General features: G+C 46.6%; 7 protein-coding genes. All 7 read left to right on the forward strand.

Going from position 1 to position 7,463, the window contains the following annotated elements; genetic code table 11:
• The first annotated feature begins 7 nt into the window (after positions 1 to 7).
• Positions 8 to 1,339 (forward strand): histidine--tRNA ligase, encoded by a 1,332-nt coding sequence (gene hisS, locus KIH43_RS04890; RefSeq protein WP_296968887.1) that lies wholly within the window; start codon positions 8 to 10, stop codon positions 1,337 to 1,339.
• A 71-nt stretch (positions 1,340 to 1,410) separates the two neighbouring features.
• Positions 1,411 to 2,070, forward strand: coding sequence for a tetratricopeptide repeat protein (locus tag KIH43_RS04895; RefSeq protein ID WP_297718332.1), 660 nt, complete (start codon positions 1,411 to 1,413; stop codon positions 2,068 to 2,070).
• The gene (gene bamB / locus KIH43_RS04900) at positions 2,067 to 3,224 is read left to right on the forward strand and encodes an outer membrane protein assembly factor BamB (protein WP_297718334.1); all 1,158 of its coding nucleotides are present in this window, start codon (positions 2,067 to 2,069) and stop codon (positions 3,222 to 3,224) included. Before KIH43_RS04895 ends, bamB begins: the two co-directional genes overlap by 4 nt.
• On the forward strand, positions 3,221 to 4,585 hold the full coding sequence (gene der / locus KIH43_RS04905) for a ribosome biogenesis GTPase Der (RefSeq protein WP_296968881.1): 1,365 nt from the start codon (positions 3,221 to 3,223) through the stop codon (positions 4,583 to 4,585). Before bamB ends, der begins: the two co-directional genes overlap by 4 nt.
• 168 nt (positions 4,586 to 4,753) lie before the next feature.
• Entirely contained in the window at positions 4,754 to 4,999 is a 246-nt protein-coding gene (gene hfq, locus KIH43_RS04910; RefSeq protein ID WP_296968879.1) for an RNA chaperone Hfq, read from the forward strand.
• On the forward strand, positions 4,992 to 6,233 hold the full coding sequence (hflX, locus tag KIH43_RS04915) for a GTPase HflX (protein ID WP_297718342.1): 1,242 nt from the start codon (positions 4,992 to 4,994) through the stop codon (positions 6,231 to 6,233). The genes hfq and hflX overlap by 8 nt, the downstream gene beginning before the upstream one ends.
• Positions 6,226 to 7,463: FtsH protease activity modulator HflK (gene hflK / locus KIH43_RS04920; RefSeq protein WP_297718338.1), on the forward strand; the 1,238-nt coding region annotated here is incomplete at its 3' end. The genes hflX and hflK, both read left to right, overlap by 8 nt.

The following is a 7,463-nucleotide window of genomic DNA, read 5'->3' on the forward strand; positions in this document are numbered from 1 at the left end:
ATTCATCATGACCGAACAAAGCAAAGAGCAAAAATCTCAAAACAAAGTCCAAAAGATCAATGGCATCCGAGGTATGAATGATTTGCTGCCAGCAGATGCTTATCAGTGGGCCCATCTTGAGCATGTTCTGCGCGATTTAACACGTGCTTATGGCTATGAATTTTTGAGAACGCCTATTGTGGAGGCAACAGCAGTCTTTCAGCGGGGCATAGGTGAGGTTACCGATATTGTCGAAAAAGAAATGTATTCTTTTGAGGATCGCTTAAACGGTGAGCAGCTCACTTTGCGCCCTGAAGGAACTGCAGCATTGGTGCGCTCCGTCATAGAAAATAATTTGCTCTACGAAGGTCCTAAGCGTCTTTGGTACACCGGCCCTATGTTTCGTCATGAGCGTCCTCAGCGAGGCCGCTATCGCCAATTTCACCAATTTGGTATTGAGGCCCTTGGGTTTGCAGGGCCTGATATTGACGCCGAAATCATTTTGATGGGTCAGCGTTTATGGGATGAGTTAGGTTTAAAAGGCGTGCGACTGGAAATCAATTCCTTAGGACAAGCGCATGAGCGCGCAGAGCATCGTGCTGCCTTGGTGGCTTACTTTGAGAATCATCAAGCGCAGTTGGATGAAGATTCGCAGCGTCGCTTACTGACCAATCCATTGCGCATTTTGGATTCTAAGAATCCACAGATGCAAGCATTGATTGAAGGGGCACCTAAGTTATTAGATTTTCTTGGCGAAGAATCCTTAGGGCATTTCAATGCAGTAATGAATTTATTAAAAGCAAACAATATTCCTTGCAAAATCAATCCGCGATTAGTACGAGGTTTGGATTACTACAACTTGACGGTATTTGAATGGGTAACCGATGAACTTGGTGCGCAAGGCACGATTGCAGGCGGTGGTCGTTACGATCCATTGATTGAGCGGATGGGCGGTAAAGCTGCGCCAGCTTGTGGTTGGGCTATGGGTATGGAGCGCGTGCTAGAGCTCATGAAGGTTTCTGGATCCTTACCGCAGGCTCAAGCACTTTGTGATGTATTTGTTTTACATCAGGGCGGCGAAACTCTGACGGCCGCGACGATTATTGCTGAGCGTCTACGTAGCGCCGGCTTAGACACCATCCTTTTTTGCCCTCCAGATGGTCAATCTGCGAGCTTTAAGTCACAAATGAAGAAGGCCGATGCCAGTGGTGCAGCCTTTGCTGTGATTATTGGCCCCGATGAATTGGCTAAAAATGAGGCTGGCTTGAAAGATCTCAGGGATACTGGTGAGCAAAAGTCCATACCAGTAGATGGGGTGGTGGAAGCGGTAATTGATGCGATGGTGGGCGCCACCGAATAGAATACAGAAGTGTTGCGCTGGGTATTGTAGATAACCAGCATATATTGAATAGATAAAAAGCTTGGATTGAAATGCCTTTAGATTTAGAAGAACAAGAACAATTAGACCAACTCAAAGCGTTTTGGCAAAAATACCGCAACCTCATTACTGGTGTTGTGACTGCTGCTTTGTTTGCATATGCCGCCTACAGTGGTTATCAATGGTGGCTCAATAATCAGGCGCAAGAAGCTGCCAAACTGTATGAAACGATGGTGAGTGCCATTGCTAAGGGTGATAGAGACCAAACGCTTCGCGCTGCCGATGATTTGCAAAAAAACTTTGCTCGTACTGCGTATGCGCCGATGTCAAGTTTAATTGCTGCTCGTATAGCATCGGATGCAGGTAATAGTGCTAAAGCATTAGATTACTTGCGTTGGGCCGCAAAGAATGCTTCTAATGATGGTTATCTTGGTTTGGCAAAGGTCCGCCTCATCTCTCAATTAATAGAGCAAGGAGCGGAGAAAGATTTTGCTGAGGCCGATCAGATATTGAAAGAAAAACCCATTACGGGTTACGAGGCCCTCTGGCTTGAGCGTCGTGGTGATTGGTACTTGGCGCAAAAGAACATCGAACAAGCGCGTGTGAGCTACCAAAATGCCTGGAAAAAATTATCACAAGTAAAAGAGTTGCCAGATGAGGCGCGCCGTCTCTTGAAAGTGAAGTTAGATGCTGTAGGAGGTACCACCCAGTGATTGATTCAGTGAGTTGCGTAATGCGCCGACTTTCTCATGTATTCATCTTAGGAGTTGCGACTATTGCCTTGGTTGCCTGCTCAGGGAGCTCGCGTGTACGCAAACCTGCTGAATTGACTCCAGTAGCCAATCAATTTGATTTGCAACCTGTTTGGACTGTCAATGTTGGCGCATCAGAATCCTTTAATTTTCATCCTGTAGTTGCTGGTGACGCAGTTTATGCCGCATCCCATCGTGGCAACCTAGTAAAAATTGATCTCATGTCTGGCAAGACCTTGTGGGAAGTGTCAGTGCCAGAGCGTTTGGCCATTGGCCCCGGATCTGATGGTCGAACAACGGTTGCTGTGAGCACCAAAGGTATGGTGTATGCGTTTGACGATACCGGGAAACCCATTTGGAATGTCAGTGTTGGTAGTGAAGTCTTAAGTGAACCAGTGGTTGCTGCTGGAGTAGTAGTCATTCGTGCTTTAGATAATCGCTTTATAGGTTTGGATGCTCAAACTGGAGCGCGCAAATGGACTTACCAACGTCAGCAATCTGCTCTGTCTTTGCGAGTAGGTTATGGCATGTTACCCATTAATAATGAAGTCATCGTGACAGGTTTTGCGGGTGGTCGTTTTGGCATGATTGCCATTGCCAATGGTGGATTAATTTGGGAAACACCCGTGTCCTTCCCAAAAGGGTTTTCTGAGATTGAACGTCTAAATGATGTGACTGCTAAACCTAGTATGGAAGGTGATATTTTGTGTGCCGTTTCATACCAAGGTCGCATTGGTTGCGGACAGGCTCGCACGGGTAACCTTTTGTGGTTCAAGGATTACTCAAGTTATACCGGCACTTCTCAAAGTAAAGATTTGGTTTTCTCTGCCAATGAACGCTCATATGTCACAGCATTTGCAACAAAGGATGGCAGTCAGGTCTGGGAAAATACGCAACTGCTCTTTCGTGATGTGGGTGAACCTCTTGCCATTGGAAGAGTATTGCTGATGGGTGATGCAGAAGGCTATGTACACGCATTCTCGCAAGCGAATGGTGAATTAGTTGCCCGTATTCGTCATGACAGTAGTCGCATCTCTGCTGCTCCGATTGCTACCGATGGTCTCATCTTGATTCAATCTCAAGGTGGAAAAGTCGCCGCTTATAGGCCAAAATGAATCCAGTCATCACTATCGTCGGACGCCCTAACGTAGGGAAGTCCACCTTATTTAACCGCCTCACACGTTCTCGTGATGCTTTGGTGGCCGATTTCTCTGGTTTAACGCGGGACCGGCACTACGGCAAAGGCCGTATTGGAGAGCGCGCGTTTATTTGTGTCGATACCGGTGGTTTTGAACCTGTTGCCAAAACCGGCATCGTTGCCGAAATGGCTAAGCAAACAAAACAAGCTGTCGCTGAATCAGACATTGTGATCTTTTTAGTAGATGGTCGTCTTGGTCTGGCACCTCAGGATCGAGTGATCGCGGATTTCTTGCGCAAATCTGGCAGGCCAGTCATTTTGGCGGTCAACAAAACTGAGGGGATGCAAGCGGGTGTAGTGACCGCGGATTTTCATGAGCTCGGTTTAGGGGAGCCATTTCCGATCTCGTCAGCGCATGGTGATGGTGTACGCGGACTGATTGACGATGCTTTAGATTCGTTGGGTATTGCAGAGCCAGATGAAGAGGAGTTGGCTAACGATCCAAATCGCCCAATGAAAATTGCGGTAGTAGGGCGACCAAACGTAGGTAAGTCCACTTTAATTAATAAATTAATTGGTGAAGAGCGCGTGATTGCGTTTGATATGCCGGGCACTACACGTGATGCTATCGAGGTACCTTTTGAGCGCAATGGCAAGCCGTACATCTTGGTCGATACTGCGGGTCTTCGCCGACGTGGAAAAGTATTCGAAGCAATTGAGAAATTCTCAGTCGTCAAAACTTTGCAAGCCATTGCCGATTGCAATGTGGTCATTCTGATGCTCGATGCGCAGCAAGATATTTCTGAGCAAGATGCGCACATCGCAGGGTTTATTGTGGAAGCGGGACGTGCCCTTGTTGTTGCTGTGAATAAGTGGGATGGTATTGATGCCTATGTCAAAGAGCGAGCTCGTTTAGAGATTGCGCAAAAACTCCGTTTTTTAGATTTTGCCAACGTTCACCCTATCTCTGCAAAAAAAGGTACTGGCTTAAAAGAATTATTTAAGGATGTTGATGCAGCCTATGCTGCTGCAATGGCGAAACTGCCGACGCCACGTTTGACGCGTATTTTGCAAGAAGCAGTAGAGCATCAGCAGCCAAAACGCGTCGGCATGGGCCGTCCGAAATTGCGTTATGCCCACCAAGGGGGCATGAATCCTCCTATCGTTGTGATCCATGGCACCTCTTTAAGTGGCGTAACGGATAGCTATAAGCGCTACCTAGAAGGCCGTTTTAGAGATGTTTTCAAGTTGCGTGGCACACCGTTGCGTATTCAAATGAATACAGCCAAAAACCCCTATGTGGATGCAGATAAAGGGAAAAAGGGCAAAAAGCGCTAGATTGCGCTAAGCTTTAGCTGCAGGGTTTTGTAAGGACTTGATTTTATCGAGGAAATCCCAATATAGAACGCTGTAAACACGGTTTTTTTAAGCTATATTTAGTGAAAAGCAAGACTCCAAAAAGTAAATAAGTACAACAATAAATAAGTAAAAAAATGAAGGAGCAGTATGAGCGCTAACAACAAAATTCAATTACTACAGGATCCATTTCTCAATGCGCTGCGCAAAGAGCATATTCCTGTTTCCATTTATCTTGTCAATGGAATTAAGTTGCAAGGCAATATTGAATCATTTGATCAATACGTTGTTTTGTTGCGCAATACCGTGACACAGATGGTCTACAAACATGCGATTTCTACAATTGTGCCGGCGCGCGCAATTGATTTCCGAATAGAAGAAGGTAGCTCTGTATAAAACGGGTATCGATGCGGCGCGCGCTGTCTTAGTTGGTGTAGATACAGGGCGCGAAGATTTCGCAGATAGTATGGCTGAGCTCAGTCTTTTGGCTGACAGTGCTGGATCCATACCTGCCGCCAGCGTGATAGCCCGTAAGGGAAGAACAGATCCCGCTTTATTCATTGGTTCAGGCAAAGCAAATGAACTCAAGCGGGTGATGGAAGAGCATGATGCTGAATTAGCGATTTTTAATCACCCTTTATCGCCCACCCAACAGCGCAATCTAGAGCGCCATATAGGGCGCCACGTGATGGACCGCACGGGTTTGATCTTGGATATCTTTAGCCAAAGAGCTCAAAGTCATATTGGTAAGACTCAGGTTGAGTTAGCACAAGTACGTTACCGTATGTCTCGCTTGGTGCGCGCCTGGAGTCACTTAGAGCGTCAACGTGGTGGTATTGGTGTACGTGGTGGTCCTGGCGAGACGCAGATGGAGTTGGATCGCCGGATGTTGGCGACCAAGGCAAAGCGTCTTGAAAATGAGTTAGAAAAATTGCAGCGACAGCAAAGGACGCAAAGAAGGGCGCGCAATCGTAAAGATGTTTTTTCTGTATCTTTAGTTGGATATACGAATGCGGGAAAATCCACTTTATTTAATGCACTGACCAAGGCAGGAACTTATGCGGCCGATCAGTTGTTTGCCACTTTAGATACCACCTCAAGAAAAGTGCATTTAGATGGAGTCGGCTCCATTGTGGTGTCTGACACAGTAGGATTTATTCGCGAGCTTCCTCACCAGTTGGTCGAGGCCTTTAGGGCAACCTTAGACGAAACCATTCATGCGGATCTGATCTTGCATGTTATCGATGCCTGCAGTCCTGTTGCTCGGGAACAAAAGGCTGAAGTGGAGGCGGTATTGGAGGAGATAGGGGCTGACGATATACCCCGTATTGAGGTGATGAATAAGATCGATTTGATGCCTCAAACCTTTACAAAAGGGGCTGTTTTGGAGCGGGATAGCCTAGGTTTTCCGAGTCAAATTTTCCTTTCTGCCCAGACTGGCTTAGGCCTTGATTTGCTCAGGCAGACCCTAGCCGAATGCTCTCAAATGACTGATAAAATGAGAAACGAACAAAATCGAGCCAAAACCCAATTGGCTCCGGACGAGTTTTTGGCGCCCTTACCAGAGCGACCAGAGTCATCCGAATTTAACCCGCTTTCTAACCGTAGTTACCTTGCAAACGATGCGTAAATTTTTAGAGCTGTTTTCGGTGAATGACCCAGGTTGGGGTAATAGCCACAACAATGGTTCAAAAGATGCCAAGGATGGGCAGGGAAACGATCAGACTCCAAAAGTTGATCCTGAACAAAATCCATCTAATAATCCATCGCAACAAGAACCCAGCAAGCAACCCAACAAGCAGCCAGATGGTCCGCCTGATTTGGATGAGTTGTGGCGTGATTTCAATGATCGTATAGCAGGTATTTTCGGCGGCAAGAAAAAGCCCGGATCCAATTTTGGCTCTACCGCCAATAAACCTAGTGGCACTGATATTCCTCCGCCATCTCAACGCGGTAATGGAGGTGGGCCAACTGGACCCAATTTGAATTTCACTAATCCCTTTAGCTCAAAGAGTGGCCCGTTAGTTGCGCTTGGGATTTTTGTATTTATTTGGATTTGCAGTGGTTTTTTCATCATTCAAGAAGGTCAGGCAGGTGTGGTGCTCACTTTTGGTAAGTACGACTACACCGCTAAGCCAGGTATTAACTGGCGCATGCCATGGCCGATTCAGTCGGAAGAAACGGTCAACCTCTCGGGAGTTCGCTCTGTAGAGGTGGGGCGACCTGTCTTAATTAAAGCGACCAACCAAAAAGACTCTTCGATGTTGACCGAAGATGAAAACATTATTGATGTTCGTTTCGCCGTCCAATATCGCTTAAAAGATCCTACCGATTATTTATTCAATAACCGTGATCCAGATGCTGCTGTGATTCAGGCAGCCGAAACAGCAGTGCGGGAGATTGTGGCTCGCAGCAAGATGGATACAGTCCTTTATGAAGGTCGTGAAAAAATCGGCATTGATCTTGCGAATTCCATTCAGAAAATTTTGGATAGTTATAAGGCTGGCATCTACGTTACTAGCGTCACCGTACAAAACGTGCAGCCGCCAGAACAAGTGCAAGCTGCATTTGATGATGCAGTAAAAGCAGGCCAGGACCAAGAGCGCTTAAAGAGCGAAGGGCAGGCCTATGCTAACGATATTATTCCTCGAGCAAAAGGTACTGCAGCACGTTTAATCCAGGAGGCCGAAGGTTATAAGGCGCGTGTCGTTGCTACCGCTGAGGGCGATGCAGCGCGCTTTAAACAGATTTTGGTTGAATACTCCAAGGCGCCACAAGTTACACGCGACAGAATGTATATCGATACTATGCGCGATATGTATAACAACGTGACGAAGATTTTGGTCGATACCAATAAGAG

Origin of the sequence: Polynucleobacter sp. (assembly GCF_018500155.2) — a bacterium.
In the GTDB taxonomy this organism is placed as follows: Bacteria; Pseudomonadota; Gammaproteobacteria; order Burkholderiales; family Burkholderiaceae; genus Polynucleobacter.